This is a genomic window from Sphingobium sp. Ant17, from assembly GCF_000588875.1.
In the GTDB taxonomy this organism is placed as follows: domain Bacteria; phylum Pseudomonadota; class Alphaproteobacteria; order Sphingomonadales; family Sphingomonadaceae; genus Sphingobium.
The window spans coordinates 1-14118 of sequence record NZ_JEMV01000044.1; the positions used below are offsets into that span (position 1 = coordinate 1).

9 protein-coding genes and 1 pseudogene are annotated in these 14118 nt (G+C 61.7%); 2 read left to right on the plus strand and 8 right to left on the minus strand.

From position 1 onward, the window contains the following. A pseudogene (locus BF95_RS29445) lies at positions 1-886 on the plus strand (IS630 family transposase); the annotation flags it as partial. 145 nt (positions 887-1031) lie between these two features. On the opposite strand, the gene BF95_RS17380 reads toward BF95_RS29445, so the two are convergent. From BF95_RS17380 to bla, 8 genes are all read right to left on the minus strand, one after another. After that, positions 1032-2312 carry a DEAD/DEAH box helicase gene (locus BF95_RS17380; protein WP_043152957.1) on the minus strand — a complete coding sequence of 427 codons (1281 nt, stop codon included), beginning with the start codon at positions 2310-2312 and terminating at the stop codon, positions 1032-1034. Between the two features lie 326 nt (positions 2313-2638). Further along, complete coding sequence (locus tag BF95_RS29450) at positions 2639-2773, minus strand: amidohydrolase family protein (RefSeq protein ID WP_235209825.1); 135 nt, start codon at positions 2771-2773, stop codon at positions 2639-2641. 2 nt (positions 2774-2775) lie between these two features. Next, complete coding sequence (locus BF95_RS17385; protein WP_235209826.1) at positions 2776-5712, minus strand: amidohydrolase; 2937 nt, start codon at positions 5710-5712, stop codon at positions 2776-2778. Between the two features lie 81 nt (positions 5713-5793). Continuing rightward, complete coding sequence (locus BF95_RS17390; RefSeq protein ID WP_043152961.1) at positions 5794-8034, minus strand: TonB-dependent receptor; 2241 nt, start codon at positions 8032-8034, stop codon at positions 5794-5796. Between the two features lie 65 nt (positions 8035-8099). Beyond that, a complete protein-coding gene (locus BF95_RS17395; protein WP_043152963.1) occupies positions 8100-9770 on the minus strand; it encodes an amidohydrolase in 1671 nt (556 codons plus the stop codon). Then, positions 9767-10390 carry an FMN-binding negative transcriptional regulator gene (locus BF95_RS17400; protein WP_043152965.1) on the minus strand — a complete coding sequence of 208 codons (624 nt, stop codon included), beginning with the start codon at positions 10388-10390 and terminating at the stop codon, positions 9767-9769. Before BF95_RS17400 ends, BF95_RS17395 begins: the two co-directional genes overlap by 4 nt. 125 nt (positions 10391-10515) lie before the next feature. Beyond that, entirely contained in the window at positions 10516-11937 is a 1422-nt protein-coding gene (locus tag BF95_RS17405) for an aminotransferase-like domain-containing protein (protein ID WP_235209827.1), read from the minus strand. 43 nt (positions 11938-11980) lie between these two features. Continuing rightward, entirely contained in the window at positions 11981-12826 is an 846-nt protein-coding gene (bla, locus tag BF95_RS17410) for a subclass B3 metallo-beta-lactamase (protein ID WP_235209834.1), read from the minus strand. A gap of 168 nt (positions 12827-12994) precedes the next feature. Between bla and BF95_RS17415 the strand changes: the two genes are divergently transcribed. After that, on the plus strand, positions 12995-13867 hold the full coding sequence (locus tag BF95_RS17415) for a LysR family transcriptional regulator (RefSeq protein ID WP_043152967.1): 873 nt from the start codon (positions 12995-12997) through the stop codon (positions 13865-13867). The last annotated feature ends 251 nt before the right edge of the window (positions 13868-14118 follow it).

The window sequence follows — 14118 nt, forward strand, 5'->3', positions numbered from 1 at the left end:
TGGGTCGTTCGCTTCAACGCTGARCGGCCCCGGACGGTTGACTGAACCCGCAAGCGCCAGGGCCGAMMAACGATCCTCAATGACAGGCACCGCCGCGCATTGGAGGAGATCATTGATACGGGGCCGACCCCTGCCATCCATGGCGTTGTGCGTTGGCGCATTATTGATTTGGGCCAGTGGCTATGGGACGAGTTCAATATCTCGATCAGCAAGCAGGCGCTGGGGCATGAACTGCGGACCATGGGCTACCGCAAGCTCTCGGCTCGCCCGCGCCATCACGCGCAGGACCTCGCAAATATTGCCATTTTTTAAAAAAGAGTTCCCCCGCCCGTCTGGCGCAAATCCGCAAGACCCTCCCCAAAGGCACGCCCATAGAGCTGTGGTGGCAGGACGAAGCCCGGATCGGCCAGCAGACCAAACTCACCCGGCGCTGGGCCAAACGGGGAACCAGACCAATAGCGCCCCGCGATCTGCGTCGGGCATCGGCCTGGATCTTTGGCGCTATCTGTCCGGCTGAAGGGAAAGGCGCGGGCCTCGTTATGCCCCATTGCAACAGCGAGGCGATGGGCATGCATCTGGCTGAGATCAGCAGCCAGGTGGCGCCGGGGGCCCATGCCGTCCTCATGCTCGATCAGGCCGGGTGGCATATGTCCGGCGCACTGACCATCCCGCCAATATAACATTGCTGCCGCTGCCGCCCAAATGCCCGGAGTTGAACCCTGTCGAAAATCTATGGCAGTTTATGCGCGATAACTGGCTTTCGAACCGCATCTTTTCGTCCTACGACAATATCGTCGACCATTGCTGCTTTGCCTGGAACTGCCTCATCGATCAGCCCTGGCGCATCATGACAATCGGACTTCGCCAATGGGCGCACAGGTTCTGATCAGAGAGTCTTGGTATAAGGCGCCGGAACGGGTGGGCGGGCTTGTGAGGGCAGTGCATGGATCGTCTTATCGCAAACCTCCAAACAGCCGCTGCGCTTGCTTTGACAAACCCCTATTCTTCCAGTCACCAGAATTTAGCGGTTACTATGCGGCCTTTGCTGCCAGTCGTGCCGCAAGCTTCTCTTCCTCAGTCCAGACTTTACGCACACGTTCTTTCTGTGGTTTGACCTGCTTGGCCGGTCCGCCGCCCAGCACCGGTGCCCGCTTGGTCGAGTGCCGCGCCGCTTCACAGTGCCATTGGTGATCGGCCTGAACGGTCAAAGTACGACCGATTTCCCGCTCAACATCATGCAGCCACGCGCGCTGTTCGGCATCGCAAAGCGTGATGGCGAAACCGCTGCGCCCGGCGCGGCCGGTACGGCCGATCCGATGGACATAGCTTTCCGGCAGGCTGGGCAAATCATGATTGAAGACATGCGTTACCGTATCGACGTCGATGCCGCGCGCAGCGATATCCGTTGCCACCAGGACTTGCACGGTCCCGGCGCGGAACGCGTCCAGCGCGCGCTCCCGCTGCCCTTGTGATTTGTTGCCATGCAGCGCATCGGCCGCGATGCCCGCCTCGCTGATGAACGCGCAGACTTCGTTGGCAATATTCTTCTGCAGCGTGAAGACGACAGCCTGGCCGATCTCCGGCGTTTGCAACAGTGCCAACAGAGCCGCCTTCTTATCAGCCGCATCAAGGAACATCACGGACTGCTTAATCCGATCGACGGTGGTCGATGGCGGGGCGATCTCGACCTTTGCCGGATCACGCAGGAGGCTCTCTGCAAGCGCGGCGATGGATTTTGGCATCGTGGCCGAAAACAATATGGTATGCCGATCTTGCGGCAACGTGGCGACGATGCGCTCGATCGGTTTGGCGAAACCCATATCGAGCATCTGGTCGGCTTCATCCAGCACCAGCGCCTCAAGCTCGGACAGGTCGCAAAGATTTTGGTCGATCAAATCCAGCAGGCGTCCTGGCGTGGCAACGATGATGTCCACGCCATTTTTGAGCGCATTGACCTGGTGCAACGGGCTGACGCCGCCGAAGATCGTCGTCACGCGAAGGTGTAGATGGCGGCCGAAACTTTCGAAATTGGCGGCGATCTGGGACACCAGTTCGCGCGTAGGCGCGAGAACTAGGACGCGGGCACCGCCCGCAGGTGCCGCGCGAGGAGCCGCAGCAAGGCGATGCAACAGCGGCAACGCAAAGGCCGCGGTCTTGCCCGTCCCGGTCTGCGCCATGCCCAGCATGTCGCGGCCCTGCAGCAGCAGCGGGATCGATTGGGCCTGGATGGGCGTGGGGCTGACATAGCCTTGTTCGACCAGAGCCTGCAGCAAAAATGGTGCCAAGGAGAGATCGGCAAACGTCATATTCATTGGCAAGCAGCGCCTCCAGCGCTCAGCAAGGCTGCGCCGGATCGGGCTTAGCATATTGAGATGAGGGGCTGCTAAATATTATGCTGCACCGCGTCAATTGGAAAGCCAGCCCAGGATGCTAAAAGGGCAGGCTGGGGGTCCGTTTCAAACGCGCCAGGCAGACCAAGGGAGAACCAACGGTTTTACATCCCTCCTCTCCTAGCTGTTTCCTCACTCCCCGCCCTCTTCCGCAAACCAGCGATCGGGCTGCTTCGTCGTTTGCGGCCAGATTTCATCGAGCGTCATGGGGTCATAGAGGCGGCCATTCTTCATGACCGCGCCGATCTTCATGCTGGTGGCGATGTCAGCCAGCGGGTCGCGTCGAGGATCAGCAGGTCGGCGAACTTGCCCGGCTCCAGGCTGCCGACATCGTCGCTATGGCCAATGACTTCCGCTGAACCGATGGTCGCCGCCCGCAGCACTTCTATCGGCGTAGCCCTCCGGCCGCGAAGGCCTGCATCTCCCATTGATAACCCAGCCCCTGCATCTCGCCATGACTGCCGATGCCGACCAAACCACCGGCGCGCTGGATCGCCACCGCGTCGGCGGCGATCTGTTGCCAACTCTGGGCTTCGGGCGGCATCCAGCGGCGGTTACGCAGCTTTTCGCTGATGATGCCGGATGGCACGAAATGGCGGAATTTGGGGTCGTCCTGCGGGCGTCGGTTGATGATGAAATCGAACAGGGCGGGCGTCGTGCCATAAGCGACCATGATGGTCGGTGTGTAGCTGGTGCGGCTCTGCGCGAAAAGTCGCACGATATCCTCGCGCAGCGGCGAGATGGGGATGCTATGCTCATTCCCTGAAAAACCATCGATTGCATGGGTGAGGTTCAGCACCATGTCGCTCGCCCCCTCGGTCGTGGGCATCATGCCGAGATCCTTGGCTGCTTCCACCATATATTGGCGCTGCGCGCGGTCGCCGATCATATAGCTCTTGATGTTGCGCGTGCGATAATGGTCGCGATAGCGGGTTAGGATGTCGAGTGCGTCCTGCTTGCTGTGAATCTCAGCATTGACGAAGACGCCGGGGCCGGTCGACCAGGCGCGCGGACCATGCATCATACCTGCATCAATCATGTCCTGATAGGCGAAGACATCGGTCGTAAAAGGTTGAACGTCGAGCGCGGAGGTGACGCCATAGGCAAGGTTGGCTGCAAAATTCCAATGACCCTGATCATGAATGCCGCGCCGTATCTCAAACCAATGGGCGTGGGTGTCGATGAAGCCGGGGACGATATATTTGCCCCGGACATCACGCACCGACGTATCGGCGGGAAGGGCGATGGAACCGGCCGGACCTATCGCGACGATGCGGTTGTTGGTGATGAGGATATCGGTGTTTTCAAGCGCGTCGGGGCCTCCCGCCATGGGGATCACGGTTGCGCCGCGCAGGACGAGATTGCCGCGTGGAACATCGCGCGGCAGTTCGACGTGAAGCGCTACGCTTTGCGCGAGCGCTTCGGCAGCTTGCACTGGCGCAGTAAGCGCCTGGGCGGTTGATAGCCGACGGAAGGTCGAGCCGACCGACCAGGTGATGGTCGCGCCGTCATCCGCCCAATCGGTGAAGTCGGCACCAATGCGGGTCAGCTTCGCTTTGGCGACGATCGGGGCCGAAAGGTCTATGGTCGGCGGCGCGCTGCCGTTGGCGGGCGGCACGGCGAGCAGGTAAATCTGGCTGAAGGATTTGACGAGCGCCTGCTTGCCGTCTGGGCTGAGGCGCACTTCGTCGACCGGCGCGGGTCCGGGGAAATATTGGCCAAGGCCGGGTGCCAGAACCCGCAATGCGACGTGTGGATCGTCACCGGTGATCGGCACAGCACTGACACCCGCCGGGCTGTAGAAGAACAGCCGTCCGTCCCGCGCAAAATGGGGCAGCCGCGCGCCCATGGCATGGGTGACGAGGGTCGCGGGACCACCCTGTGCGTCCATGCGAATAATGTCGGTGGGCCGTGACGGATCGATTTCCGACATGGTGCGCAGGCGATCATGATGATTAGCCCGCAACGCGACGACCGTCTTGCCATCCGGGGCGAAGATGGGCTGGGTGTAGAAGGCCGCGAACTGGGTCAGCCGCTTCGGTCGCCCACCGCCCGCCGGGATGCGCCAGATATGGCCACCACCCTTCGCGGTCCAGCTGACATAGACGATGCTTTTGCCATCGGGCGACCAGGCGGGCTGGAAGGCATCTTGCGCGACGAGTTTTTTCGGCGTCGCGCCGGGCGTCAGACTCTGGATGTAGAGGCCGCCCAAGGCGGTGAAGGCGACGCTTTTACCATCGGGCGACTGGCGCGGTGCCTGGATCACGCGGACGCGGACTGGCCCTTCCTCCTCCTTCTGGCGCACGCGGGTCAGCGGGCCGAGGCCCAGTTTTACAGGTGCGGTAAAGGGTATGTCAGCCATAGTGCCGCTGGCAATGTCGAGCCGCTTGAACTTACCGCCGACACTCATCAACAGCGCCTTATCATCGGGCATGAAGGTGAAGCGCGGCAGCAGGTCGGCATAATAGCCGCCATCCTGCCCGTCGCGATCGATGGGCAGGGCGATCCACCTGTCCTCACCCGTCTGCATATTGCGCAGGCGCAGGCCCGTCTGCATGCCCTTTCGGCTGGCATAAGCTAGCAGCCGTCCGTTATGCGAGAGGGCAGGGCGCATGGCACCGTCGGCCGACTCGATTATCGTCTCATCCTGCCCGGTCTTGAGATCGCGGCGCGCGATCGACCAGTTGGGCAGGTCGTTTTCGGTCCAGGTATGGCCGCGCTTGGTAGAATAATAGAGATAGCGGCCATCGGGTGAGGCGACAGCGCCCAAGGCGTTCATCCTGGTGTCCCAATTTTCGGGCGACCCTGCCTTGGTGATCTGGACGCCACTGCCGCCATTGCGATCATACATGAACAGCTCAAACGCCAGGATCGCGTGGACGGTGCGCGACACGGTAACGAAGCGGCCGTCAGGCGACCATGTAGGTGAGGTATAGATGGCGACGGATGTGTCATGGGACAGTTGCTTGAGGCCCGTGCCATCGACATTGGCGATCCACAGGTTGGTGTCGCCCGACCGGTCGGAGAGGAAGGCGAACTGCGTACCATCGGGGGAGAAGACCGGATTGCGTTCGAACGCCATGCCGGTGAGCAAGGGCCGCGCGGTGCCGCCTGCCGCATCCAAGGCATAGATGTCGCCCAGTAGGTCGAACAAGATGGTCCGGCCGTCAGGCGATATGTCCGGCTGCATCCAACTGCCCTCGCGCGCCGCATATTCCAGCGTGCGCGTTGGCTTGAGAGTGAGTGCATCCTTCTGCTGCGCGTGAAGGGTGGGCGCAGCGAACAGGGCAGCGCCGAGCAGCAAGACAGCGAAGAAACGCATTGCGACCTTTCCGGCAGAGTAGATCAAGGGAAGACGGGACCGCCCGCCTTGTGGCAAGCGGCCCCGTCCCTTTCCAGTCTTTTACAGGCTCCAGTCGGCGCGCAGGCCGATGGTGCGGGGCCGGATGATCGAGCCCTGCGGCGTGAAGGCGTCATCGGCGAAAGGCGCATTGAGTACGCCATATTTGTCGAAGACATTGTTTGCAAAGGCCATCAGTCGCACCTTTTCACCCAGGCCGATCGAGACGCGCAGGTCGAACACGTTGAAATCCCCGCGCCGTGATACATCGTCGAAGCTGGTCGGTGCCGAAGACAGGTAACGATGCGCGATGTCGAAGGTCGGCGCGCCCGATACATCGGCAAAATTCAGCGTCAGATTATTGGCGATCGACCATTTGGAGGATCCGGGGAGCGTCGTCCCTTCAGGATAGCCACCCAGTCCTGCCGCGTCGAACGGATAGGGGAGGAATTCCGTTATCCGGGCGTCCTGATACGTCACGTTGGTGGTAAAATGGACCATCTGGTTCAGGTTGACCGTTCCAGAAAACTCGACGCCTTCGATCCGCGCACCCCCTGCGTTGACGACATAGGAGAAATAGGACGGGGCCGGCCCGAACAGGCGCGCCTGGATATTGCTCCAGTCGATACGGAAGCCGGTCAGGTCGATCGCGAAGCGGCCGTCGGGCGTCTGCGCCTTGATGCCCGCCTCGTAATTCTTGACCTTGTCGCTCTCATAGGAGGCGGGGATGGTAGGAAGAAGCCCGGCATTGGGGTTGATACCGCCGACCCGGAAACCGACCGAATAGGTGGCATAGGCCATGAAATTGGTTGATGGCCGGAAAGCAACAGTGACTTTCGGCGTGAACCCATCTTCCTTCTGATTAACGCTGCCGCTGCTGTCGGTCGGCGTATAGCCGCCGGGATAACCACCTAACGCGCCCGCCTGGTTCAATACGTCGGCTTTGGCTGTGGTGTCGAAGTAGCGACCGCCGACCGTAAATTCCAGCTGCTCGACCGGCTTGAACGACAATTCCCCGAAGACCCCGAAATCCTCGTTCGTGCTATTGGTATAATAGCCGTAGAGCCGATCCCCCGGTGTCAGCTGCGCACCGGAGAAGCCCCCGAACAGACTGGGATTGGCGTCGATGAAGTCGGCCGCCCCCGCCTGGATGATCTGGTCGTAGCTAGTCTTCTTTGCCTGCATGTAGCTGACGCCGACGAGCCATTTGAACGGCCCGTTACCGGCCGAGGCGAGGCGCGCCTCGACCGTCTTGATCAGCGCTTCGGCGTCACCCAGCGAATAGGCTGCCGCGTCGCCGGTGGTAACGCCGGTCACATAGGGGGAAGGGTAAGAGAAGATAGTGCTGTTGTTCTTCTTGGTGATAGAACCCAGCACCGTCAGGTTGGCCATGTCCCCCACTTCCTGGTCAAGGCGCAGGCTGCTCATCCAGAAATCGGTTTCCTGCTTTTCCGCACGCGGCAAATCGCGGACATAGGGATTACCCAGATCGAGATAGGTCTGATCGTCCAGCTTGCTGTCCTGATAGCTGGAGAGGAACGTTACCTTTGTCGTTTCACCCAGATGCGCTACGATCGAGCCGCGCAGGCCACGGCTACGGAAATCGTTGGACCCGTTCACGCCGATGCCAGGATTGTCGAGATAGCCGGCGTCCGAACGCTGCATTGCGACCAGGCGAAGCGCCAGCTGGTCCTGCACCAGTGGAATGTTGATCATTGCCTTGGCGGCATAATTCAACTCGCCCGACGCATTTTTGGTGGTGCCGACCAGGCCGGATGCCGCTGCATCGATCTTCGAGGCATCGGCCACATTGGCGATATAGTTGACGAGGCCGCCCAGCGTGGACGATCCGAACAAGGTGCCCTGCGGCCCGCGCAGCACTTCGACCCGCTGAAGGTCGAAGGTATCGACATCAGGGATGCCGATCGGGAAGCCGGGTTCCACGATGGGCACTTCGTTGAGATAATAGCCGACCGTGGTCTGGCCCTGTTCATGATAGGTGGTCGCTGCAACGCCGCGGATCACCACTTCGGAAATGCCGGGCTGATAATCGTTGAACACGACACCGGGCAGGCGGGTGATATAGTCCGACAGGCTGTTGGCATTCATGGCCTTGAGCTGCTCGCCGGTTACCGCGCTGATTGGCATCGCTACCTGGCGGATATCTTCGTCCCGCTTGCCCGCCGTCACGATGATGGCATCGCTGTCATCCGCAGGTGCCTGTGCCATCGCCGGAACGGTGATCAGCGTCGCCGTGGCTAGCGCAACCAAGCTGACAGACTTCATGGCTGTAATCATCTTCATGTCTTTTCCCCTTATGATGGCAAGAGTCGCCGTGTTCGGTCGCCCCTCGCTGTGATGACGGTGCCTCAGGCGTTGAACCGCTCGACGCCGTTGACGATGGTTTTCAATATGGTGGTCGCGCCGATCTTCACGGGATCGATCGCGAACAGGTTCGCGTCCATGACCACGAAATCGGCGAGCATTCCCGGCGCGATCCGTCCCAGCCTGTCGTCCTGAAAACCGGCAAAGGCATTGGTCGCGGTGTAGGCGCGCAGCGCTTCGCTAACGCTCAGCTTCTGTTCGGGCAGCCAACCGCCTGGATTGGCGCCGTCAGTCGTCTGGCGCAGCACGGCCGCCGCCACACCGGTCAACGGATCGAGCGGCGCGACCGGCCAGTCGGACCCGAAGGCGACCTTCGCCCCCGCATCCAGCAGCGATTTGAACGCATAGGTGCCCTTCAGCCGTTCCGTCCCAACGCGCTGGACCGCCCAGCGGCCATCGTCGATCGCATGATAGGGCTGCATTGCGGCGATGACCTGCTGCTTTGCGAAACGGGCGATTGCGGTGGGCGAAAGATGCTGGGCATGTTCGATGCGGAAGCGGCGGTCACGCGCGCCGTTTTTCGCGGCGGTAGCGGCAAAGATGTCGAGCGCTTCGTCATTGGCTTGGTCGCCAATGGAATGGATCGTGACGTGCAGACCGGCCGCATCGGCATCATTGACCCATTGCTGGACATCAGCCCGTTTGTGTAGCGGCATGCCGCTGCTGCCGGGTGCATCGTCATAGGGTTGGTAGAACATTGCCGTGCGCGACCCCAACGACCCGTCATATTGCAGCTTCAGCCCGCCCCAGCGTAGCCAGTCGTCGCCGCGTCCCTCGGCATCGACCAGCGCCTTGACCTTGGCCCAGTCCTGCAGAGGTAGGAAGGAATAGAAGCGCATGTCCGGCTCCCCCTTCGTCCGCAGGCGGCACAGCGCGTCATGGGTCATCCAGTCCAGTTCGGTGGTGTGGACCTGGGTTATCCCCTTGGACAGGCCATGGGCTATGCCGTTGCGCACCGCCACCTCGCGATCGGCATCCGTCGGCGCAGGGATGGCGCGCTTGACAAGATCCATCGCCGCGTCCTTGAGGATGCCGGTGGGATTGCCGTCCTTGTCCCGCACGATCACGCCGCCTGGAACCTCTGGTGTGTCACGGTCGATCCCCGCCAGTTTGAGCGCAACCGAATTGAGCGCCAGCATGTGGAGGTCGAGTCGTTGCACCGCGACTGGGGTGTCGGGGGTGACCGGATCAATCCAACTGCGGTCGGGCAGTTCGCCGCCCCATAGTTCCGCGTCCCAGCTGCCGCCCTGCACCCACTGGCCGGGCTTGAGCGCCCGCGCCGCTTCGCCGACAATCTGGGTGAATTGCTGCGGACTTTTTGCGTCCCGCAAATTGGGCTGCGTCAGAAGATCCGAGCCTATCAGGAAATGCGTATGGCTGTCGATGAAGCCCGGCATGACGAATGCACCGCCAAGGTCAACGATGCGTGTGCCCCTGGTTATCTGCGCCTTAACGGCGGCGGCACCTATAGCGGCGATCCGTCCACCGCTAATGCCCATGGCCGATAGAGTCGGCGTTCCCTGTCCGGTCCACAACATCGCGTTCACATAGGCGGTATCCAGCGCCTGACCCTGGGCCCAGACGCGCCCGGTCGTCAGCGCCAGCGCAACACCCCCTGCGCCTCCTGCGAGCATTGTGCGGCGGCTGATGCTCATGGTTTTGTCTCCCGTTCGATATGATCCAGCCGATCTTCATTGTAGAGCTGCATCCAGTCGGCCAGCGGCCCCGGTGCCATGCCGGTCATGATCTCATTAAGCGGACCTCGCGCCTCGTCCCGACCCAATTTGAAGCGGCCGTCCACCGCGCGGACATGGGCGCGAAAGGCGATAATGTGCGGCAGCATGGACGGGAGACGTTCTTGCGCGTTCGATACCGTCCAGGGTGCGATGCGGCCCGCCTCCATCCTGTCGGTCAGGCGGTCGATCGATTCGCGTGTTTCCTCCGGCACGAAGTCGACATCGACATGCACCAGCGCTGCGGCATAGTTCCAGGTCGGCACCCACATCGGATTGCCGACCAGTTCGGGCGAAATATAAGCTTGGGGGCCGTTGACCAGCACCAGCGCGGAAGCCTGGTCACGCAATTGTGTGACTTGGGGATTGGCAATCGCCATATGGCCAAAGAGCGCGCGCAGTGTGCCGTCCGCATCGCATTCGGCGAGCAACGGCAACGGCGTCGCGCCAAAACCGCCGGCCCCGATCGACACCAGCCAGCAGAGCGGGTTCTGGTCAATCAGGGTGACGACATCTCCAAGATTGCGCGGTGGATATTTCATATCCGTGACAATGAGTCGCAATGGACCCGTCGGAAACATCCAATTCCACAAAGTGAAGGGGTCCAAGTCGATTTTAGTCGATGGCACATCGCCCCAATGCATGCAGCACGTTACGCGCCTCCTCCTCATCCAAGCTGGCAAAGCCCAGACGCAGGCCACGTTCCGCTGTCATCGGCGGTATAACTGTGTGAAGATGCAAAGCTTAGACCCAAGGCGGGCGCACGCGTCTCGATCCGGTCGAGCGTGGCCGTGTCTCGGAAACGCAGCCAGAAAGCCAGCCCGCCATCGGGCATGCGATAGTCGAGCAGCCCGCCCAGCGTTTCATCAAGGCTGCGCGCGAAAGCGTCACGCCGAGCGGCATAGATTTGCGCGGTCTTGCGGATGTGGCGGCGCACCTCCCCGCTTTCGAGCAGGTGCGCCGCGACATTTTCGGTGATATGATTGCCCATGCCGTCAATCAGCGAAACCTGATAGGCTAGTGCGTCGATCACTTGTGGCGCGGCGGCGATGTAGCCGATCCGCAGCGCAGGCACGAGCAGCTTTGACATGGATCCTGCATAGATCACCCGCGCGGGCGCATAGCTGGCCATGGGCAGGAGCGGTTGCGCGCCAAAATGAAATTCATGGTCATAATCGTCCTCGATAACCGCGAAGGCGAATTGCCGTGCCAGTTCCAACAGGCGCAAGCGCCGATCGGGGCGCATGGAAACGGTCGTGGGGAATTGATGGTGCGGGGTGACGAAGATCGCACGCACGCGATGCTTGCGGCAGGCGCGTTCGACATCGGCGACATCGACACCATCCTCGTCCAGACCCACAGTAACGATCTTGGCCCCGCAGGCGCGGAAGGCGGCGACTGCCGGTTCGTAGGTCAGCCGCTCGACCAGCACCGCATCCCCCGGTCGGATCAGGATACGCGCTGTCAGGAACACCCCCATCTGGCTACCACGGGTGATGCAGATATGGTCGGCCCCGACCATGAGCCCGCGCTGGCGCCGCAGCATATCGGCAATCTCCCGCCGCAGTTCGGGCGACCCGCGCGGGTCGCGATAGGAGAGGTTGTTAGCGCGGGCGGCGTCTTCCGCCACTTTGCGATACGCCCGCGCTAACAGGTCCGTCGGCAATAGGCGGCCGTCGGGAACACCTTCGTCCAACTTTCGCCAATGGCCGACGGGAATGGCGATCGGCCGGCCGGGCGCGGCCAGGAAAGGATATTCGGTCTCATCCACGGCAATAGCAGCAGGCACGGGGAGCCGTTCAGACGCGACCGCCTCGTGGCGCGGCAGCGAGGAGGACACCATGGTCCCGCGCGTTCCGGCACTGGCCAGCCAGCCCTGCGCGATCAGTTCCTCATAGGCGGTGACGATCGTCTTGCGATTGACATCCAGCGCGTTGGCAAGGTCGCGACTGCTGGGCAGATATTCTCCCGGCAGCAGCCGACCTCGCTCGATTTCATGGATCAGGCCATGAGCGACCTGCATATAGCGCGGGCTATCCGGTGCGATGTCCACACGCTCCTTCAGCAACAGGGTCCAGGGGCGCAGCATCGGTACAGCATGGCGGCCTCTGTTCCTGAAATCCAGTCGCGCCTTACAATTCGGTTCCGGAGCGCTCACGAGCAAGGCGCTTCGCAAGCAATTCTCGTGACCGGTCGGCATAGCGGCGGCATGCGCCAGGCTTGCTATCATATCGTCCTTCGCCCGCATTATCGGGGTGCGCCGAGATTAGTATGGCGCATGGCAACGCGCGCATACGCTTGTAGCTCGCCGCAAAACCCCGGACGATGGCAGCGCTTGACGGTGCGGTGTAGCGATAGCCATCAGCCGACACCGGATTGAGGCTTGAGGCAAAGACGATCGCCTTGCAGCGCTTTGCCTCACATGATTGCCAACTCCAACTCATGCTGCCCATCGTATGGCCCGGCGTAGCATGCGCAGTGATTGTCGTGCGGCCAAGCCTCAGCAATTCGCCATCCTTGACCATGCGCAGGCGGGTCACGCTTGGCCAGCGGCCGCCATAGCCCAACTGCGGATCGTCTTTCGCCAGCATTCCCGCTTGCAAACCTTCAGCGCCGCGCCTGCTTGCGACCACCGTGGCACCGGTATCCCGCGCCAGGGCGGCCAACCCGCCGCCATGGTCAAAATGCGGTTCTGTACTCAGAATATATTTGATGCCTTTGGGGTGAAAGCCCAGTTTGCGGACATTGTTCAATATCGCAGGCGCCGCCTGCGGCAGCGCGCCGTCGATCAATATCAGACCATCACCTGTGTCGATCAGCGCGACGCTCAGCCCACCAAAGCCGACGAGATAACTGTTCCCGAATATCTTCTCCGGCGGCAATGGCGCGAGCCACTCCTTGGCTCGTTCTATAGCCATTGGGCGCGTTAGCGGATCGATCGTGCCCGGTCTTGGGGCATTCGCTTTCGGGGCGATCATATGCGCTGCGGCATCCCCCATGATAGGTTGCGAATCTGTGACCAAGGCGACGAATGTCAGCATTGCGAGCATGGATTGTCTCCCTTCGCCTACGGGATGCCTGTCAGGGCTGCGCGTGACAAAGCATGATTTCTCGACAAAGCCATGAGGATAATCGATGGCAAGGCTATGGATCGCGCCCAACTTCCGCTCAATGCCCTGCGCGCTTTCGAGGCGGCGGCGCGGCATCTCAATTTTACGCGCGCGGCGATCGAACTGTGCGTCAGTCAGGGCGCGGTCAGCCATCAGGTCGCGCAGCTCGAACGCCGCCTCGGCACGCGCCTCTTCCACCGGCTCCCGCGCGGGCTAGCGCTCACCGACGAAGGGCACGCGCTTGTCCCGGTACTCGCTGAAGCCTTTGACCGTGTTGGCGCGACGCTCGACCAATATGCCGATGGTCGGTTCCGAGAGGTTCTGAAGGTTGGCGTCGTCGGCACGTTTGCGACCGGTTGGCTGCTTCCGCGCCTCGACGCCTTCGCCCGTGCCCATCCATCGGTCGATCTGCGCATCTCGACCAACAATAACCGTGTCGACCTGGCGGGCGAAGCGCTCGATTTCGCGATCCGCTTCGGTGATGGTGCGTGGCACGGCACGCATGCCGAACCACTGCTGGCTGCGCCGATGGCACCCGTCTGTGCGCCTATCATTGCGGCGCGGCTGAAGATCCCCGCCGAACTCGTCCATGAACAACTGCTGCGTTCTTACCGATCCGACGAATGGGCGCTGTGGTTCGACGCTGCTGCCGTACCCGTCCCGGTGCTACGCGGCCCCGTTTTCGATAGTTCGGCGCTGATGGCGTCGGCCGCTGGTGCTGGACTTGGTGTCGCGCTCGTCCCGCTTGCGATGTTCACCCGCGAACTGGCTTCGGAACAATTGGTGCAACCCTTTGTGGTCACGATCGATGCCGGCCGCTACTGGCTCACGCGCCTGATATCGCGGCCCGAAAGTGAGGCGATGCGTCGCTTTCGCGATTGGCTTATGGATGAAATGGCAGCGCTCTAACCACGCGTCCACATGTTCGGCCTGGGTCATATCAGCGCCCTTGTTCCAGTCCAGTACAGCGAAGCGGACATGGGTTTAAGGACTCTGGCGCTGCCGTCCCTCCGTCCGTTTTACTCGGTGCGCTCCGATTTGGCGAGTTGCTGTTCCAGCTAGGCGCAATATTCCGCGCCCGCGCCCGCGCCCGCGTCTGCTCTGGCAAAGGCAACCCAACGCATGCTGAAAGCGATAGAATCATTCGGTTCGTCACAGGC